This is a genomic window from Mesorhizobium sp. CCNWLY176, assembly GCF_037153935.1.
Taxonomy (GTDB): Bacteria; Pseudomonadota; Alphaproteobacteria; order Rhizobiales; family Rhizobiaceae; genus Mesorhizobium_M; species Mesorhizobium_M zhangyense.
This window is the reverse complement of record NZ_JBBBDZ010000009.1, coordinates 106158-124888: the sequence shown is the minus strand read 5'-3', so window position 1 is coordinate 124888 and position 18731 is coordinate 106158. Positions and strand designations below refer to the sequence as shown.

At 60.3% G+C, this 18731-nt stretch carries 15 protein-coding genes and 1 tRNA gene; 7 read left to right on the top strand and 9 right to left on the bottom strand.

The features are described from left to right. Positions 1-7 precede the first annotated feature (7 nt). Positions 8-673: a ribosome biogenesis GTP-binding protein YihA/YsxC gene (yihA, locus tag WBQ96_RS16515; protein ID WP_336551771.1), complete on the bottom strand. Its 666-nt coding sequence runs from the start codon at positions 671-673 to the stop codon at positions 8-10. Further along, positions 670-1308: a CatB-related O-acetyltransferase gene (locus WBQ96_RS16510; protein ID WP_336551773.1), complete on the bottom strand. Its 639-nt coding sequence runs from the start codon at positions 1306-1308 to the stop codon at positions 670-672. The genes yihA and WBQ96_RS16510 overlap by 4 nt, the downstream gene beginning before the upstream one ends. Before the next feature lie 250 nt (positions 1309-1558). Here WBQ96_RS16510 and WBQ96_RS16505 point away from each other — a divergent pair, with 250 nt between their 5' ends. Next, complete coding sequence (locus WBQ96_RS16505) at positions 1559-2185, top strand: hypothetical protein (RefSeq protein WP_336551775.1); 627 nt, start codon at positions 1559-1561, stop codon at positions 2183-2185. A 77-nt stretch (positions 2186-2262) separates the two neighbouring features. Here WBQ96_RS16505 and yidC read toward each other — a convergent pair whose 3' ends face one another. From yidC to rpmH, 3 genes are read right to left on the bottom strand one after another with little or no spacing between them, the layout of a single operon-like run. Next, on the bottom strand, positions 2263-4080 hold the full coding sequence (yidC, locus tag WBQ96_RS16500) for a membrane protein insertase YidC (protein WP_336551777.1): 1818 nt from the start codon (positions 4078-4080) through the stop codon (positions 2263-2265). A gap of 9 nt (positions 4081-4089) precedes the next feature. Continuing rightward, positions 4090-4416 (bottom strand): ribonuclease P protein component, encoded by a 327-nt coding sequence (gene rnpA, locus WBQ96_RS16495; protein WP_376767729.1) that lies wholly within the window; start codon positions 4414-4416, stop codon positions 4090-4092. 45 nt (positions 4417-4461) lie between these two features. Further along, the gene (rpmH, locus tag WBQ96_RS16490) at positions 4462-4596 is read right to left on the bottom strand and encodes a 50S ribosomal protein L34 (RefSeq protein WP_008833937.1); all 135 of its coding nucleotides are present in this window, start codon (positions 4594-4596) and stop codon (positions 4462-4464) included. A gap of 343 nt (positions 4597-4939) precedes the next feature. Between rpmH and WBQ96_RS16485 the strand changes: the two genes are divergently transcribed. From WBQ96_RS16485 to WBQ96_RS16470, 4 genes are all read left to right on the top strand, one after another. Further along, positions 4940-5710 (top strand): TVP38/TMEM64 family protein, encoded by a 771-nt coding sequence (locus tag WBQ96_RS16485; RefSeq protein WP_336551985.1) that lies wholly within the window; start codon positions 4940-4942, stop codon positions 5708-5710. Between the two features lie 61 nt (positions 5711-5771). Next, positions 5772-7199 (top strand): dihydrolipoyl dehydrogenase family protein, encoded by a 1428-nt coding sequence (locus WBQ96_RS16480; protein WP_336551987.1) that lies wholly within the window; start codon positions 5772-5774, stop codon positions 7197-7199. Positions 7200-7233: 34 nt separating this feature from the next. Then, positions 7234-8727, top strand: a complete 1494-nt coding sequence (locus WBQ96_RS16475; protein ID WP_165119506.1) for a sensor histidine kinase — start codon at positions 7234-7236, stop codon at positions 8725-8727. 211 nt (positions 8728-8938) lie between these two features. Continuing rightward, positions 8939-9015, top strand: a tRNA-Arg gene (locus WBQ96_RS16470). Positions 9016-9399: 384 nt separating this feature from the next. Here the strand turns inward: WBQ96_RS16470 and WBQ96_RS16465 are convergent. Continuing rightward, on the bottom strand, positions 9400-10455 hold the full coding sequence (locus WBQ96_RS16465) for an SEL1-like repeat protein (protein ID WP_336551989.1): 1056 nt from the start codon (positions 10453-10455) through the stop codon (positions 9400-9402). A gap of 541 nt (positions 10456-10996) precedes the next feature. Here WBQ96_RS16465 and WBQ96_RS16460 point away from each other — a divergent pair. Then, entirely contained in the window at positions 10997-12001 is a 1005-nt protein-coding gene (locus tag WBQ96_RS16460) for a helix-turn-helix domain-containing protein (protein ID WP_165119504.1), read from the top strand. A 531-nt stretch (positions 12002-12532) separates the two neighbouring features. Continuing rightward, complete coding sequence (locus WBQ96_RS16455) at positions 12533-13660, top strand: porin (protein ID WP_165119503.1); 1128 nt, start codon at positions 12533-12535, stop codon at positions 13658-13660. Between the two features lie 188 nt (positions 13661-13848). On the opposite strand, the gene WBQ96_RS16450 is transcribed toward WBQ96_RS16455, so the two are convergent. Genes WBQ96_RS16450 through WBQ96_RS16440 form a run of 3 tightly spaced genes read right to left on the bottom strand, consistent with a single transcriptional unit; the run spans position 13849 to position 18720 of the window. Beyond that, the gene (locus WBQ96_RS16450) at positions 13849-14376 is read right to left on the bottom strand and encodes a TetR/AcrR family transcriptional regulator (RefSeq protein WP_336551994.1); all 528 of its coding nucleotides are present in this window, start codon (positions 14374-14376) and stop codon (positions 13849-13851) included. A gap of 34 nt (positions 14377-14410) precedes the next feature. Further along, the gene (locus WBQ96_RS16445) at positions 14411-17563 is read right to left on the bottom strand and encodes an efflux RND transporter permease subunit (protein WP_165119502.1); all 3153 of its coding nucleotides are present in this window, start codon (positions 17561-17563) and stop codon (positions 14411-14413) included. Further along, positions 17563-18720, bottom strand: coding sequence for an efflux RND transporter periplasmic adaptor subunit (locus WBQ96_RS16440; RefSeq protein WP_165119501.1), 1158 nt, complete (start codon positions 18718-18720; stop codon positions 17563-17565). Before WBQ96_RS16440 ends, WBQ96_RS16445 begins: the two co-directional genes overlap by 1 nt. Between the last annotated feature and the right edge of the window lie 11 nt (positions 18721-18731).

Genomic DNA, 18731 nt, shown 5'->3' with positions numbered 1-18731 from the left:
TTGCCCTTCAGCCGCCGCGAACGGCGAGCGCGATCGCCTCGCGCAGTTCCTCCATGCCGTCGCCCTTTTCCGACGACGTGGCGATGACGGTGGGAAAGGCAGCCGCACGCTTGCGGATCTTTTCCAGCGTCTCGGTGATCAGGCGCGGCACGCCGGCCTCCTTGATCTTGTCGGTCTTGGTCAGCACGATCTGGTAGGAGACGGCGGCCTTGTCGAGAAGGGTCAGCACATCCTCGTCATTCTTCTTGATGCCATGGCGCGCGTCGATCAGGACATAGACCCGCTTCAGCGTGACCCGCCCCTTGAGATAGTCGAAGACCAGCTTGGTCCATGCGTCGACCTGATCCTTCGGCGCCTTGGCGTAGCCGTAGCCCGGCATGTCGACCAGCGCCATCGGCGGCAGGTCGTCGCCCACCCCCGAAAAGCCGTCCGGCACGAAATAGTTGAGCTCCTGCGTGCGCCCGGGCGTGTTGGAGGTGCGCGCAAGACCCTTCTGCCCGACCAGCCCGTTGATGAGTGAAGACTTGCCGACATTGGAGCGCCCGGCAAAGGCGATCTCGGGCGGGCCTTCCGGCGGCAGGAATTTCATCGACGGCACGCCGCGGATGAAAATCCATGTGTTGGTGAAGAGGCTGCTCGCCACCGGCAGGCTCGTCTTTGTGTATTCGCTCAATTCGCTTGCTCCAGCCGGGAAATGTCGGCGCCGCGTATGGCATCAAGGTTACGCGTCACCTTGTCAACCGGCCAATCCCACCAGGCCACCCTCAGCAGGCGATCGACGGTCCTTCTGTCGAAGCGCGTCTTGACGGTTCTGGCCGGATTGCCGGCGACGATGGAGTAAGGCGGCACGTCATGCGTGACGACTGCGCGTGCCGCAACGATAGAGCCATCTCCGATTGTTACGCCCGGCATTATCAATGCTTCCATGGCGATCCAGACGTCATTGCCGATCACCGTATCGCCGCGCACTTCCTTGGACCAAGTCGCCGGGTCGAAGCCAACTTCCCAGCCATGGCCGAAAATGTTGAACGGGTAGGTGGAAAAGCCGGACATAGCGTGATTGGCGCCGTTCATGACGAACTTCGCGCCCTCCGCGATTGCGCAGTATTTCCCGATGATGAGCTTGTCACCGATGAAGGGATAGTGGTGCAGTACACATTTTTCGACGAAGCGGTCGGGACCGTCCGGATCGTCGTAATAGGTGAAATCGCCGATTTCGATGTTTTCGGCATCGACCAGCGCCTTGAGGTAGCCGACGCGCGGATGCATCGCTATGGGATGCTTGATGGAAGGATTGGGACCAGTCATGGCAAGTTCCGTCGTGATGGGTTCGCAAGGGATGAGATGATGCGATCCGCTCCGGCGCATTTGACGCCTGACGAAAACGGATCTCGCTTAACCGACCATCGAAACAACTCCTGTCGATGACCTGTTTAGCCTTGAGACCTTGGTGCGTCCACACCGAATTGCCGGCCGCGACGGTAACGTCATCCATACGGACTGCTGTTGCTTCCGGAGAATTTCGGCTATTTTCAGCGGCAAGTGCGCGGAAAATTCCATGCTCGCAATATCTTCAATAGCAGTTGCGCTCATCGTCGCCGGTCTCGTCATCGTCATTCTGACCGACATACGAACGGACGGCGCAGTGACCTGGATCGGTACGCTCCGGGAATGGCAAACCATGCTCGGAACGCTGATAGGCTTTGCGACGGCAGCAGGCATTCTGGCGCTAAGCACTGCTTTCCAGCAGGAAACCATGGCTCAGCGAAACGCCGAGGCAACCGTCCATGCCGGCCACGCGCTCGCCGTCGAAGCCAGAAGCATGAACGACGTGCTTCAGAGAGTGCGGCAGGCCGCGTCGACCTTTCACGCCGTTAGTGGCGATGCAGCGGCAGGCAGTTCGGCCGGCTGCTCCGGCGTTATCCAGGAGCTGGACAACGCCTTCGTGCGGTCCACGCCGATCTACGATTCGATCGCCCCCAAGCTGGCGGACTTCGGCGATCCCAATCTTGCTCTTTTCGTGAATTTCTATGCGACCCACTCCGGCATCCTGCGGGATGCCGACTTCTACGTCAGCAAGGGCTGCCCGCCTACCAAGCCCGAAGTCGCCACGCAGTTCATGAAACGGCTGGACGACGCCAATGACTACTACCAGCGGATCGCCAAGATCTACGGCGTCCATTAGTCAGAACGCTCAGAGAGGCGATGCGCCAACAAAAAAAGCCCCGGACAATGCCGGGGCTTTTTTCGATCGGGGTCCCGCTATTCAGCGGGTGACGGTTTCTTCTTGAACAAGGCGACGAGGTTGTCCCATAGCTCGATCTTGGCGCCCTGGCGCTTCATGATCACGCCTTGCTGCAGGATCGACAGCGAGTTGTTCCACGCCCAGTAGATGACGAGGCCCGCCGGGAAAGATGCCAGCATGAAGGTGAAGATCACCGGCATCCAGGTGAAGATCATCGCCTGCGTCGGGTCCGGCGGCGTCGGGTTCATGCGCATCTGCAGGAACATGGTGATGCCCATGATGAGCGGCCAGACGCCGATATGCAGGTACTGCGGCACCATGAACGGCAGCAGGCCGAACAGGTTGAACAGCGAGGTCGGATCGGGTGCGGCAAGATCCTGAATCCAGCCGAAGAACGGCGCATGGCGCATCTCGATGGTGATGTAGAGCACCTTGTAGAGCGCGAAGAAGACCGGGATCTGGATCAGCACCGGCCAGCAGCCTGCCAGCGGATTGATCTTTTCCGTCTTGTACAGCTCCATCATCGCCTGCTGCTGCTTCATCTTGTCATCCGCGTATTTCTCACGGATTTCCAGCATCTTGGGCTGCACCATCTTCATGTTCGCCATCGACTTGTAGGACTTGTTGGCGAGCGGGAAGAAGATGGCCTTGACGATAACGGTGGTGGCCAGGATCGACAGGCCGAAATTGCCGAGCAGCTTGTAGAGCGTGTCGATCAGCCAGAACATCGGCTTGGTGATGAAATAGAACCAGCCCCAGTCGATCAGAAGGTCGAACTGGCGGATGTTGCGGTCCTTCTCATAACCGTTGATCTTGTTCACTTCCTTGGCGCCGGCGAAGACCATCGTCTCGACGGTCGCCGACTGGCCGGCATCGACGGTCAGCGGGTCGGTCATATAGTCGGACTGATAGCGCGGACGGCCTTCGCTGAAATAGCTGAAGCGCGGCTGGAACGCCTGCTTCTCGGAAGGCACCATGGCCACGGCCCAGTATTTGTCGGTGATGCCGAGCCAGCCATTGGTCGACTTGCCGGGAACGACCTGCTTGTCCTTCTCGATGGACGAATATTTGATCTCGTGCAGGCCTTCTTCGCCGGTCACGCCGATCAGGCCTTCATGCAACACGTAGACGCTTGCCGTCGTCGGCTTGTCGAAGCGGATGACGCGGCCGTAGTTGGAGAGCGTCACCGGTGCCGATCCGGCATTCGAAACCGTGTCGGAGACCGTGAACATGTAGTCGGAATCGATGCTGATCGTGCGCTTGAACGTCAGGCTCTTGTCGTTCGTGTAGGTCAGCGTGACGGGCGTTGTCGGCGTCAGCGTAGCGCCGGTGTCAGCGGTCCAGACCGTATCGGGACCGGGAACCGCGCCCGTCGCCTCGTTGCCGACGAAGCCGATCTCGGCGTAGTAGCCGTTCGGCAAAGCGGCCGGATTGAGCAGATCGATCTCGGGCGAGCTCTTGTCGACCGTGACGTGATAATCCTTCAGGAGAAGATCGTCGATGCGTGCGCCGGTCAGGTTGATCGAGCCGGCAAGGCTCGGCGTATCGATCTTGACGCGCTGCGAGGAACCAACGGTCTGGTCGCGGCTCGCAGCCGTGGCGCCATCGACGCCCGGAATAGCGGGAACCGCGCCTGGCGTAGCAGGCACATCAGCGCCCGTTGCGCCCTGCCCGGCGGGCTGCTGGGCCTTCTTTTCGGCCTCGAGGCGCTGGGCTTCGATCTGGGCAACTTCACGCTCGCGCTCGATGCGCGGGTTCATGTAGAACACCTGCCACAGGGTCAGGATCAGCACCGAAAGCGCGATCGTGATGAAGAAATTCCGGTTGTTTTCCATCGAAAACCCTTAACGCGTTCCGCGAATTCGTCGTTTGAGCTCGGCAGCAAGCTCATCGAAAGGAGCCGTCAGGATATCTTCCCGCCCGACGATCACATAGTCCTTGCCAGGCTGCATGTCACCTGCGGCATGGACGCGAACCGCCTCCTTGAGGCGGCGGCGGATGCGATTGCGCACAACCGCATTTCCGACCTTCTTGGTGACCGTGAAGCCGACGCGCGGAGCTTCCGTCACGCCGCGATCGAGGACTTCCATGAGGAAAAGCCGCCCGCGGCGCTTTTCACCACGCCGGACGGCAAGAAATTCAGCCCGCTTGCGAAGCCGCAGCGGAGGCAGAAATTCTGACTTGCCGTTATCCGGCAACGGTCTCTTCTCTTCTTCTTATGCGGACAGCCGCTTGCGGCCGCGGTTGCGGCGAGCTGCGACGACGCCGCGACCACCCTTGGTGGCCATGCGCGCACGGAAACCGTGCCGACGCTTACGGACGAGCTTGGATGGCTGATAGGTACGCTTCATTTGTTTTAATACCGCGGTGTGCGGCCCTTCTTGTATCTGTCACTCATGTAACAGGAGCTGTGCCGGGCTTGTCTTGGCGCAATGCAAATTGCGCCGGACGAAGGGCCCGAGCGTGTGCGGGCTTATAGAAAGAAGGTTTCGCTGAGTCAATCGCCGGGATTGCGGCATCTGCGCCGGCCGGAAAGCCCGTCACGGCAGGGTGAGCTTTTCGTGAAACGCGATCAATAGACAGTGAGTTTACAAGAGAACAGCTTGCTTCGACGGCTTTTGTCTATCAACTGAACCCAGGCGGACCGGCCTCTTGCCGCGGTGACCCGCGCAGGATGATGATGGAAGCGAGACGGTGAACCAAAAGGCTGCCGGAGCCAATATGAGTGGAAACTGCGATGGCGGCATGCCCGAGCCGGGGCGCTGGCATTTTGTTCCGCTCGCAATCGTCGCTGCAGGCCTCGTGCTTGGCTATGCACTGGGCTGGCACCAGTATCTGTCGCTGGATTATCTCGGCCAAAGCCGGCAAGCCTTGAAGGCCTTCGTGGCGGCCAATCCTGTCGTGGCTCCGCTCGGCTTCGTGATCCTCTATACACTTGCCGTCGCCTTCTCCTTTCCAGCCGCATCCATCCTGACGATCTTCGGCGGCTTCCTGTTTGGCTGGCTGTTTGGCGGCGTGCTCGCCATTGTCGGCGCGACGGTGGGCGCCACGATCATCTTCATGGCAGCGCGCACTTTCTGCTCCGGCTATGTGAGAGCGCGCGTCGGCAGTGTGGCAACCAAACTCTCGCGCGGCTTCGAAAAGAACGCCTTCGCCTATCTCCTCGTGCTGCGCATAGCGCCGTTCGTGCCGTTCTTCATCGTCAACATCGCGCCGGCGCTGTTCAAGGTGCGCCTGCGCACCTACATCGCGGCAACCTTCATAGGCATCATGCCCGGCGCATTCGCCTATGCCTGGCTCGGACAGGGTTGCGACAGCGTGCTGATCGCAGCCAGGAACGCCGGCCAGCAGGCAACCATACGCGACCTGGTCACACCGCAGATCACCATCGCCTTCGTGGCCCTTGCGCTTGTCGCGGCACTAGCCGCCGTCGTAAAGAAGGCATGGATATCACGCATGCCGTGACTCGCGGCAGTGGAACTCGATCCGCATCCGCCTTCCTGCCCTGCTTTCACAAGGCGACTTCATGACCAAAACGCTTACCCCGGACATCTGTGTGATCGGCGCCGGGTCGGGCGGTCTGTCGGTGGCGGCAGCCGCCGCAGCTTTCGGCGTCCATGTCGTGCTGATCGAGAAAGGCAAGATGGGCGGCGACTGCCTGAACTATGGCTGCGTGCCTTCCAAAGCGCTGATAGCGGCTGCGAAACAGGCCCATGCCATGCGAGGCGGCGCAAAATTCGGCATAGCTCCAACTGAGCCTGAAATCGACTTCGAGGCGGTGCATCGGCATATCCACGAGGTGATCGCATCGATCGCCCCGAATGACTCCGTCGGACGTTTCGCCGCGCTCGGCGTCCATGTCATCCAGGCGGAAGCCCGCTTTAGGGATGCCCGGACAGTCATTGCCGGCGATGCTGAAATCCGCGCCCGCCGCTTCGTCGTCGCGACCGGCTCCTCGCCGCTGATCCCGCAGATACCGGGGCTCGATTCCATCAGCTACCTGACCAACGAGACGGTATTCGACCTGACGCAGCGCCCCGCCCATCTGGTCATCCTTGGCGGCGGCCCGATCGGCATGGAACTGGCGCAGGCTTACCGCCGGCTTGGTTCGGACGTGACGGTCATCGAGGCGGAGCGCGCGCTCGGCAAGGAAGACCCCGAAATTTCGGCCATCGCGCTCGCGCAGATCCGTGCCGAAGGCGTCGATATCCGCGAAGGCGCAAAACTCGCGCGCGTCGAAAGCCTGGGCGAGGACGGGGTGCGCCTGTTCCTGGAGACTGCAGCCGGTGCGAAAAAGATCGACGGCCCGCATCTTCTGCTGGCCGCAGGCCGCTCGGCCAATGTCAGCGGGCTCGACCTCGACAAGGCGGGCATCCTGTTCGACCAGAAGGGCATCAAGGTCGACGACACGCTGCGCAGCAGCAACCGCCGCGTCTATGCCGTTGGCGATGTCGCGGGCTCGCTGCAATTCACCCATGTCGCCAACTACCATGCCGGGCTGGTGATACGCGCTTTGCTGTTCCGGCTTTCGGCGCGTGAGAATCTCGACATCATTCCGCGCGTCACCTTCACCGACCCGGAAATCGCCCATGTCGGCCTTTCCGAAGCGGAGGCTGCCAAAAAGCAAAAGACCATTCGCGTGTTGCGCTGGCCCTATGCCGAAAACGACCGCGCCCAGGCAGAGCGCAAGACGCATGGCCATATCAAGCTGGTGACTGACGCCAGAGGCAAAATCCTCGGTGTCTCGATCGTCGGTTCTGGCGCCGGCGAAATGATCAATTTCTGGGCGCTGGCGCTGTCGAAGAAGCTCGACGTTCGCGACATCGCCCGCTTCGTCGCGCCTTATCCCACCATGGGCGAAATTGGCAAACGCGCCGCAATCACCTACTTTACCCCCACCACGCGCAAGAAGCTGGTTCGCCGCCTGGTCGCCTTTCTACGGCATTTCGGCTAGATAGGCGGCGAATCGAGAGTTTGAGACAGGTCGGATGGCAGACAAAACCGTTGGCGATGCCGATGAAAGCCCCGACATGAAAACGGGACGCTCCGTGCCCCTTTCGCGCGGGCTGTCGACCAAGCTGCTCGTGCTCACCATCATTTTCGTGCTGATCGCGGAAGTGCTGATCTTCCTGCCGTCGATCGCCAATTTCCGATTGCGCTGGCTGGAAGAACGACTCGGCACCGCCGCAGCCGTTTCCATCGTGCTCGTTCAGACCGACCCCTCCGACCTGTCGCGCGAGGTGCAGCAGGACGTGTTGAGATCGATCGGTGCCAAGGCGATCGCTGTGCGCGACGGCGGCGTGTCGCGCCTGCTGGTCGTCGCGAAAATGCCGCCGCAGGTGGACGAGCATATCGACCTTGCCAATACCGGCCCGATGGAAGCGATGACCAGTGCGCTGAGCACCCTGTTCACCGGCGGCGACCGCATGCTGCGCGTGTTTGGCCCCGTCGGCGACAGCGAGAAGGAATTTGAGCTGATCATTCCGGACTACAAGCTGCGCAAGGCGATGCTGGTCTATTCGCGCAACGTCGCCTTCCTATCGCTGCTGATCTCGCTGTTTACCGCGACGCTTGTCTTCTACGCCATCGACCGGATCATGATCCGCCCGATCCGTGCCATGACGCAGTCGATGCTGGCCTTTTCGCAGGCGCCGGACGATCCGAGCCGCATCATCGAACCGGAAGACCGTGGCGACGAGATCGGCGTTGCCGAGCGCAAGCTTTCGGACATGCAGCAGCGCCTGCAAAAGACGCTCAACGAGCAGCGCCATCTTGCCGACCTCGGCCTGGCTGTCTCGAAGATCAACCACGACATGCGCAACATACTGGCCTCGGCGCAACTGATGTCGGACCGGCTGGGGCTGGTGCGGGACCCCACCGTCCAATCCCTGGTGCCCAGGCTGGTGCGCGCGCTCGACCGTGCCGTTTCCTATTCTGAAGGCGTGCTGACCTACGGCCGCACGCAGGAGGCGCCGCCATCGCGCCGGCGGCTGCGGTTGCGGCAGACGGTCGAGGATGTGCAGGGCCTGCTCGGCATCGATCCCGAAGGCGAGATCGAGTTCATCAACGACGTCGAGGCGAATTTCGAGGTGGATGCCGATTCGGAACAGCTGGTGCGGGTGCTCACCAATCTGTGCCGCAACTCTATCCAGGCGATGGCTTCCGACACCGAGGGCGCCATCGTCCGTCGGCTCTCGGTTGCGGCCGACCGTACGGGTAGCGTCAGCCGCATCCTGGTCACCGATACGGGGCCTGGCCTGCCGCAAAAGGCCCGCGAGAACCTTTTCGCCGCTTTCCGTGGTTCGGCACGCAGCGGCGGAACCGGCCTTGGGCTGGCGATCGCCCACGAACTGGTGCGTGCCCATGGCGGCGCGCTCGACCTCGTCGAAAGCGTCGGCGGCCGCACCGTATTCTCCGTGACCATACCCGATCAGCCCGTCCGCCTCGACGAAGCGCGCCATCACCTGCGCAGGCCAGCTTGAGACTATGCGGCACGGGCCGGCTGCTGGTGCCGGCGCAGTGTCGCTATGACAGCATGTCAGACGCGCGCAGGCTGTGGACCGATTTCAACGACGAAAAAAAGTTTGCCGGCACCCGCTTGCTTTTCATTCCTTCAATCGCTAGGTAGCACTTCTCATCGCGGTGGGGACAAAATCCCTGCCAGCGGCGATCGTGTCGGACACGGTCGATTGCGCGCCCGTAGCTCAGCTGGATAGAGCACCAGACTACGAATCTGGGGGTCAGAGGTTCGAATCCTTTCGGGCGCGCCATATTTTCTACTCCAAGGAACGAGACTCGGCACCGGCTGCTTCTCATTGGGCGTTCTGTCCGGCTATTCCGGCTTAAGCGCACAAGCCAGCTTGATCAGCCTCTCGTTGTGGCGAAGCGTTCTGTGCAATCCACCAGGGTCTCTTCTGCCGGTCTCGGGACGACGCCGAGCGCCGCCGGCCTTGCCCGTATCCATCTCGAACTTTTGCCCGCCAGTGGCGCCAGAGTTCGGAGATCAGTCTGCTTCCGGCCGAGATGGGCCTTCAGGAGCGGTTGCTCAGCTGTGTGGCGTCTCGGTCAGTGTCAGATCTTGTCGAACCACTCTTCCCTCCCACGCCGACCCAGGTCCTTGGAGCAAGCATGACAAAGAAAGCCGGCCGCAGCCTTTACTTGGCCCCGGCGGCCTCGAGGGCTTCCTTCGCGCTTTCCAAGTCCTGGTCGGCTGCCAGACGCCACCAGTAGATCGCCTTGTCCATATCTTTGGGAACTCCTGACCCCAGATTGTACATAACGCCGAGATTGTATTGCGATTTCGCATATCCTTGCTCTGCAGCCATCTGGAACAAGGTAAGGGCCTGGACTTCATCCTTGGGGACGCCGTTGCCCGCCGCATATTGGAGCCCCAGATTGTCCTGGGCGACGTCATAGCCCTGGTCCGCCGCCTTCCGATACCATTCGACAGCTTGGGCCGCATCTTCCGGCAGACCGCCGCGACCTTCGAGATACATGTTGCCGATGCTCATCTGCGAGCGGGCATCGCCCTGTTCCGCGGCCTTGCGATACCAGATAACCGCGTCTTCATCGCTTTGGGAAACACCGTTGCCAAGCTCATAGGAAAGCCCAAGCGTATTCTGGGCTTCGACATTGTCCTGCTCGGCTGCCTTGCGATACCAGGCCACCGCCTGCGCGTCATCCTGCTCAACGCCGTAGCCATTCAAATAGACGTTGCCGAGATAGTATTGAGCCCATGCATCATTCTGGTCTGCGGCCTTGCTAAACCACGCAAGGGCCTGCGCATCATCCTCCTCGACGCCAATGCCGTTGGAATACATGAAACCCAGATTGCGCTGGCCCTTTGCAAGTCCCTGATCGGCAGCCTTGCGGAACCAGGCGACGGCTTGCGCCGGATCTTCTTCAACGCCGAGGCCTATCTGATACATATGACCCAGCGCGTTCTGCCCCAGGGCATAGCCTTGGTCCGCGGATTTCCTGTAGAGATCGAGCGCCTTGGCGGCGTCCTGATCGACACCGGTTCCGCCTTCGTACAAAAGCCCGAGGCCGTATTGCGCGGCCGCTTCCCCTTTGTCCGCCAACGGCTGCCAGTACTTTAGTGCTGCCTCATATTCACCCTTGTCGAAGGCCACCGTGCCATCGTCAGCGTGGGCGTATGTCGCCAGGGAAAAAGCCAGACCAACGGCAAGAATCGCAACCCTCAGTTTCAACGTGTTCACTCCATCACGCTACGGATATCAGGCGCCTAGCGCCTACAGACTCCCGCGGGAACCTGCAAGCCTGCAGGCGGCGAATCGGACCGCACGTTGTAACGGCTCCTGCCGACAGAGCCCGCGAACACGTTCCAAGGCCGAAGCTCACCAATCAGACACCACAGTTGAATTGAGGCTCGCAGCTGACACCGAGAAGGGCTGAGGCGACACAGAGTAACGAGAAGTTGATCCGAAACAAATCGGTCGCAGAGACACTCTCCTGACCGCCCGATTTGCGGCACTTTTTGAACACGTTTTCGTCATCATGCAGTTCGCGTGCAGCCTGTGTGAGCCAATGCATCGTCTAAGGCTGCGGAAGCAACATTGAACGCTGCTCAAGCCATACTTAAATCCCGCACACGGGGATGAGCATCCAGCTTCAAGCGGGCGGCTGTCACATAGCCGTCAGGTCCAATTGTCCGGCGTTCGGTGGGATCCTGAAGAACGACCAGCAAGAGCTTGCGCGTAACTCAGCTTCGAATGCATTTGGATAACCGCAGTGGCTTCGTTGCTCCTTGAGACAACATCAGCCACCGCAATGGAGACCTTCACGATGAATCTACCTGTCCGCTACCTTGAGCATGCGCAGGTCGAGCGGCTCATCAGTCAAGAGACGGGTGTGGAGTGGTTCAAGCAGCGCATGCGCATACTGAGGTGCAATCCCGCTTTCTCGGCGGCGGCAGCGGACTATGCCCGCAGCATGGTGGACCTGTACAAAGGACGCTATCTGATCAACAGAGCGATCGCCAACGTTGCGCGACAGACGATCTGCACCGCAATTCTATCCTTGTATTTCGAACAAACGGAAAAGACCGGCCCCTTCCTCTCCTCCATACAAAACCTGACAACCGAGATGAACCTGTGCAGCAGGAATACCACTGCGGCAAATGTTGTGCTTTTGGAGCGTGTCGGCCTGGTAACTCGCTCGGAAAATTCCAAGGATCGCCGATGGCGAAGCATTCGACCCACGGAGCAACTCATAAAGGAAGTCGAGAGCTTTCTTCGTGCCAACCTCACCGTTGCTGACGCGCTGTTCCCCGCCAGGAAATATCGTGAATTGATCGATGCCAATGACGATGTCCTGGAGCGCTGCTTTGCCAACAGCATTCATTCTCTGCTGATCACCGATTCATTTGCCCGCGATCTTCCAGGCTCACTGATATTCGACACTTCCGATGGCGGAAAGATACTGCTGCTCAAGCTGATGTCTCTGAAAGATACAGGCCAGTCCTCAGTTGAAGATACCGTCGAGTTCCCCTTCGAAGAAGTCGGATCCCTGTTTGGATTGTCGAGAACACACGTAAGACGCCTGATGAAGAAAGCCGAAGCCGGTGGGTTTGTGCGCCTGCTGGAAGACGGCGGCCGTCGCGTTCAGATACTGCCACCACTTGAGGCATTCTTTGAGAACATCGTTGCACTCAATGTCGCGCGAGCGCAGTTCGACCTTCATCTCGCCAATGGTGACTACGACCTGCTTCCCATAGACCCGTTTCGCGTTCAATAGAATCTTCCATCTCAGACCCTGAACGAAAGAAGCCCCGCTCAGCGAAGAGCGGGGCTTTGGTGCGTTGACTGGAGGTCAGAACGCATCAACCGCATTCCAGCTCAGGCAGTCCTTCTACGCGAGCGAGATGCAGCCTCATACTGCTCCCATGCATATGGCCAGTCAAAGAACATATTTGGTTCTTGTTTTTCAGAAAATTGTCTTCCTGAGAGAATAAGCTAGACTAAGATTAGCCAACATTGAATGCGCAGCCTTTCCCGAGCGCCTCGGCCTGCGGAAATTGGCGAACGCCCCCAATGGAAGCCGCAGCGTTCTCCATTTCATGGAATGTCTATTTTTCATAAGATTACAGACACTTAACGCACTTCCGTCACCACTGCCGGCGCTCCGAATGCGTTGCAGAATTGTCACGCTTAGCCCTCCGTTAGATACCCCCAATCTTGTCCTTTGATCCAGTGCCGACGTTAAAGGTAGGCATTGGATGGCGGCGTTTTTAGCTCGTCTACAAATTTCAACTGGAGAATAATTGATATGACTATGCGAGGGATATTACTGGCTTCAGCTGCGGCCCTCACCGCAGTCTCAGGCGCCCGCGCGGCCGACGCTGTCGTCGTCGCCGAGCCGGAGCCTATGGAATACGTCCGCGTCTGCGACGTTTACGGCGCCGGCTTCTACTACATCCCCGGTACCGAAACCTGCCTGCGTGTCGGTGGCTACCTGCGCTATGACATCGGCGTTGGTGACCGGCCTTCCTACGGCGCAGGATATGGCGGTCTGAACGATATTAATGACAAGATGGGTGACGGCCTGAACGACACCTATTACAAGCGTGCTCGCGCAGCCATTCAGCTCGATGCTCGTTCGGAAACCGAACTTGGTACCTTGCGTGCTTACATGCACCTCAACTTCGACTGGGATTCCAGGATTGTCGGCCGTGCAGACGGTGAGACGACGGGTGGTGATTCCTTTGCCGGCGGCACCACCGCCAAAATGAACCACGCCTACATCGAACTCGGCGGCTTCCGCGTTGGCAAGACCGACTCGATGTTCACGACCCTGGTCAACAATCTCTATGCCGGCGATGTGATTGCTGACGACATGCTCGGTGGTTATGGTCCGTGGGACACGCACCAGATCTCATACACCTACACTGGCGCGAACGGTTTCTCGGCTGCAGTCGCTCTTGAAGAAGGCACCGAGGATTACACGCTCGACGACTACATTCCGCACGTCGTTGTCGGCGCTGCTTATACGCAGGGCTGGGGTGGCGTGTCCGGCGTCGTCGGCTACGACTCGGTCTACGAGGAATGGGCTGGCAAGGTTCGCCTCGATGTCAAAGCCACGGAGACCATCAACCTGTGGGTCATGGCCGGCTATGGCTCTGACGACAATGTCACCCGCAGCTGGTACAAGACCTGGGGCGGCAACTGGGCTGTCTGGGGCGGTGGTTCGGCCAAGCTGAACGAAAAGGCTACCTTCAACCTTCAGGCATCCTACTTCGAGAACGAAGACGTCACCGTTGCTGCCAACGTGGCCTACGAACTCGTTCCGGGCCTGAAGATCACCCCGGAAGTGACCTACTTCTCCGCTCACACGGACGACAAGGTCAAGATCGATGACGGCGTCGGCGGCTTCCTCCGCTTCCAGCGCAACTTCTAATCGGCTTCACGGCCAAGGTTGAAGTAAGGCCCGTGACCAGTATGGTCACGGGCTTTTTTGTAAGACAGCTTCTTGAGTGTAAGAACAAGTCAAAAGCACAAGCATGCTCTGACATTGGCTTAAGTGCAGAAAGTGCAGTTCACCGTGTCGCGATTACATCTCTGCACGACCGGATCAGACAGGCTGGTTCACCGGAGTTCGAAACGCAGCAACCTTTTGCCGAGCACACCGAAAAGCAGGATAAGAACGGTGTCTATACTCGCCCGATCGATGCCGGCTGCCAGACGCTGTCCGGCAAGCTCAAGAAGCTTCCGTCGGTAGATTTCAAGGGCGCTCGCATTCGTCAGCGACATCAGGCACGAATGCAACTCTATCGGTTGCTTCTCCAGGTACCGGCGTATCACCGCATAGGATGTGGTCATGTCTCCACTGGCCGCCCTCCCCTTTTCCGCGGCCAGGAACACGGCGTCGATTGCTGCGATGGAGCGGTCGATCAGCGCCTCGATCAGGGATGCCTTGGATGGGAAATGATAGAGCACGCCGCCTTTGCTGAGGCCGGCTGCCTTTGCCACCGCATCGATGGTCAGTGCCGAACCACCGCTCTCGGCGAGTATCGTTTCGGCAACGGAAAGGATGCCGCCCCTGCTGTTGCGGGCGGCATCCCGCGTCGCCGATCCTTCGGGTCGCCTGGTCCGACGCTGCTGTGTCTCTAACAAGTCTGGCAGCCGGCAAACTCCAGCCCGTGCCCGGTCACTGGATGCTTGCCCCCGCCTCATGCCCGCCGACCGGCTGCGGTGCATCAACCCGCCTCTTGTCCCGGCCGCCGATCAGCTTGAAGAACAGCGGAATGAGGAAGATGGCGAGGAACGTCGCCGCAAGCATTCCACCGATGACGCCCGTGCCGATCGAGTGACGGCTGGCCGAGCCCGCTCCCGTGCTGATCGCCAGCGGCAGCACGCCCAGAATGAAGGCAAGCGACGTCATGATGATCGGGCGGAAACGCAGGCGCGCAGCTTCGAGCGCGGCGTCGAAGGCACTGAGGCCTTCCTGCCGCTTCAGCACCGCGAACTCGACGATCAGGATGGCGTTTTTCGCGGCCAGGCCGATCAGCGTGACAAGGCCGATCTGGAAGTAGACGTCGTTGCTTAACCCCCGCAGCCAGATCGCCACCAGTGCTCCGAACAATGCGAAAGGCACCGCAAGGATGACGGCAAGCGGAAGCGACCAGCGCTCATATTGGGCGGCAAGGATCAGGAACACCATGACGATGCCGAAGAGAAGCGCCTGCATGCCGGTGCCGCCGGTTTCGATTTCCTGATAGGCCGTGCCGGTCCACGCAACGGTGTAGCCTTCCGGCAGGGCCGTTGCCGCAACCTTCTGGATCGCCTGCAATGCCTGCCCCGATGAATAGCCGGGAGCCGGGTCGCCCATGATCTTGGCGGCCGGGAAGTTGTTGAAGCGCTCGAGAAGATCAGGACCGATCACGCGCTTGACCGTGACCAGGCTGTCGAGCGGGATCATTGCGCTGCTGGTTTGCGAGCGTACAAAGATCTGGCTCAGGTCTTCCGGCTTTTCACGGAAGTTCGCCTCGGACTGGAGCTTGACCTGGAAGTTGCGGCCGTAGAGCGTGAAGTCGTTGACATAGACGCTGCCGAATGTCGCCTGCATGGTTGAGAACACCGACGAAAGCGGCACGCCAAGCGCAGTCGCTTTTTCACGATCGACGTCGATCTTGTATTGCGGCACATTCATCGACATCGTCGTGCGCACATTGGCGAGTTCCGGGTGTTCCGCGGCAGCGGTAACGATCTGCTGCGTTGCGTTCATCAGCGCCTGAGCGCCGGCGCCGGTGCGGTCCTGAACGTAAAGCTCGAAGCCGCCGGTCGTGCTCAGCCCCTGGATCGGAGGCGGGTTGAAGGCGAGCACCATACCATCCTGGATGCCGGCGTTCATCCCCATGACCGCTCCGGGCAGAACGCGTGCATCGAGTTCCGGCGCCTTGCGTTCCGACCAATCCTTCAGCTTGATGAAGGCTGCACCGGCACTCGGCGATTGCGAGCCGGCCAGCAGGTCGTAGCCGGAAAAAGCCAGAACGTTCTCAACCGCCGGATTCTTCATGACGTTGTCGCTGACGGTCGACATGACCTCGCTGGTGCGCGCCAGCGAGGCTGCAGGCGGCAGGATGCCGACTGCAAGGATCACGCCTTGATCCTCGTTCGGCACCAATGCACTCGGCACCGTGTTGAACAGATGGGCCATCGCGCCGACCATGATGGCAAACAGCGTGAGGGCAAGAAGCGCGCGTTTCAGGAAGAAACGGACACCGGCCGTGTAGGCCGACGTGAGCCAATCGAAGGCGCGATTGAACCAGCGGAACGGCGCCCACGGTTCATGATGGCCCGGCTTGAGAAGAATTGCACATAGGGCGGGCGTCAGCGTCAGCGCGACGACACCGGAGAGCGTCACCGAGACGGCGATGGTGATCGCGAACTGGCGATACATTTCGCCGGCGAGACCACCCATGAATGCGACCGGCACGAAGACGGAGACCAGCACGAGGACAATGGCGATGACCGGCCCGGTCACTTCGCCCATCGCCTTGATGGCGGCCTCGCGCGGCGGAAGCTTCTCCGTCGTCATGATGCGCTCGACGTTCTCCAGCACCACGATGGCGTCGTCGACGACGATGCCGATGGCCAGGACCAGGCCGAACAGTGTGAGCATGTTGATCGAGAAGCCCAGCATATACATGCCGGCGAAGGTGCCGAGGATGGAGACCGGCACGGCGATGAGCGGGATGAGCGTTGCCCGCCAGTTCTGCAGGAAGACGAAGACCACGACCACGACGAGGACGAGCGCTTCGATGAAGGTCTTTATGACTTCATTGATGGACTCCTGCACGAACAGCGTCGTGTCGTAGGGAATTTCGTAGGTGACCCCATCGGGAAACCGTGTCGCCAATTCGTCGAGGCGCGCTTCAACCGCCGCCATCGTGTTGAGCGCGTTGGCACCCGGTTGCAGGTAGATGCCGATCGGAACCGTCGGCTTTCCGGCCTGGATGGCGCGGAAGCTGTAGTCCTGGGCGCCAAGCTCTATGCGCGCGACGTCCTTGAGGCGCAGCGTCGCCGCGTTTTCGTCGGCACGCAATATGATATTGCCAAATGCTTCCGCATCGGGCAGGCGACCGTCGGTCGTCACCGCGTAGGAGTAAGAGAGCTTGCCTTGCGTCGGCGGATCACCGACGCGACCGGCCGAGTATTGCGCGTTCTGCTCGGTGATGGCCGTAGCGACGTCGGTGGTTGTGAGGTTGTACTGCGCGAGCTTGTCCGGCCGCAGCCAGACACGCATCGAATAGTTCTCGCGGCTGAACAAATTCGAATCGCCAACGCCGGGTGTGCGCTTCAATTCGTCGATGACATTAAGCAGCGCGTAGTTCGCGAGATAGACGGAATCATACTGCGCGTTCGACGAATTGAGCGAGATAACCGCCAGGATCGAACTCGATTGTTTGTTGACCAAAACGCCCAGACGCTGGACCTCCTGCGGCAGGGACGAAACCGCACGCTGCACGCGGTTGTTGACATTGATGGTGGCCTGATCCGCGTCCGTGCCCGTGGCGAAGGTCACGATCAGTCGCATCGTGCCGGAGCCCGAGTTGATCGACTGCATGTACAGCATGTTTTCGACGCCGTTGATCTGCTCCTCCAGGGGAGCGGCAACGGTTTGCGTCAGGACCTCGGCACTGGCGCCCGGATAGGTCGCCGACACCACGACCTGCGGCGGCGTCAATTCCGGATATTGCGCGATCGGAAGCACGCGCATGGCGACAACGCCGGCCAGCACGATGACGATAGAGATGACCGCCGCAAAGACCGGCCGGTCAATGAAGAAACGGTGGTTCATTACTCGGCCTGGGCTGTCTGGAGTATGGATTTGGTGGCTGCAACGCGCGTGCCGGGACGCACCTTGATAACGCCGCTGGTGACGATACGGTCGCCCGCTTTCAGGCCGTTGGTGACGATCCACCCATCCTCGACGGAGCGGCCTGTCGTAATCGGCTGCATGGCCGCGGTCTGGCTATCGTCTACGGTGTAGACGAACTTGCCGTCCGGCCCCTGCATGACGGCCACCTCCGGCACGACGATGGCCGAAGGTACTGTCAAGCCGCCAATCCTGATGCGGACGAACTGGCCCGGGATCAGGCGGGAATCGGGATTGTCGAAGACGGCGCGAACCCGCATCGTTCCGGTCTGGGTGTCGAGGCTCGGCGCGGTGAAGTCGATCACGCCCTTGCGGTCGAGTGCAGTGCCGTCGCCGAAAACGATCAAGGCGGAAAGCTTGCCGTCATCCGAACCGTTCTGGTCGATGATGCGCCGGATTTCGGCTGCATCTTCACTAGCGTAGGAGAAGTTGACGTAGACGGGATCAAGACGGGTAATCCGGGTCAGCAGACTGTCGCTGCCGCCGGTGCCGATCAGGCTGCCTTCCGGCACGACATCGAGACTGGTGACGCCATCGATCGGCGCCCGCACCGTGGCATGGTCGAGATTGATCTGGGCAGTCTTCACCTGAGCAGCCGCCACCGCGACGGCAGCCTGCGCCAGTTCCACGGCGGATTTCGCGTCATCGAAGGTCTTTTGCGAACCCACCTTGCGATCGAGCAGTTCTGAGGCCCGCTGTTGATCGCGCTTGGCTTGGGAAAGCTGTGCCTGCGCCGTCTGCAACTGCGCAGAAGCGCGCGCGGCTTCTGCCTCGAAGCTGGCCGGATCGATACGGAAGAGGACGTCGCCGGCTTTCACCCGGGCACCTTCCACATAGGCTCGTTCTTTCAGGATACCACCGACCTGGGCACGGACTTCGACTTCACGGAAGGCGGAGACGCGGCCGGCATAGGTGTAGTCGAGCGGCACTTCCCGTGCGGTAACGGTCGTGACTTCGACCGCGGGGGGCGGGGGCGCACCGGCTTGCTGCGCCGAGGAAATATTGGGCATTGCCGTTAGAAGGCTGGTGCTGACAGCCAGGACGGCTATGATTCGATTGGTGGAGGACAACAATTTCATGATGCACCAGG